Genomic DNA, 252 nt, shown 5'->3' with positions numbered 1-252 from the left:
CGGGCCAGACAGCCAGGCGTCCATCTTATCTTTCGCCTGAGCGGTGTCCCACATTGCGGTATCTAACTGTAACTGTTCAGTTTTGATGCCTTTATCGTTCAATTCTTTAATCACGTAAGTGGTACGTGCTTCTGCATCCGGATGGCCCGGTTCACCTTTCAGCAGTACGAACTGAATCTGACCGTCTTTGTTCAGATCCCAACCCTGATTCGCCGCCCAGTGTTTAGCAATCAAATCACCCTGAATAATGCC

At 49.2% G+C, this 252-nt stretch carries 1 protein-coding gene; it reads right to left on the bottom strand.

Annotation, left to right across the window (positions count from 1 at the left end; translation table 11 throughout):
- A partial coding sequence (locus tag R0J87_RS22800; RefSeq protein WP_498889205.1) for a substrate-binding domain-containing protein occupies positions 1-252 on the bottom strand: 252 nt, incomplete at both ends.

Source organism: Halomonas sp. SIMBA_159 (assembly GCF_046536035.1).
In the GTDB taxonomy this organism is placed as follows: Bacteria; Pseudomonadota; Gammaproteobacteria; order Pseudomonadales; family Halomonadaceae; genus Vreelandella; species Vreelandella venusta_A.
This window is presented reverse-complemented; position numbering and strand designations above follow the sequence as displayed.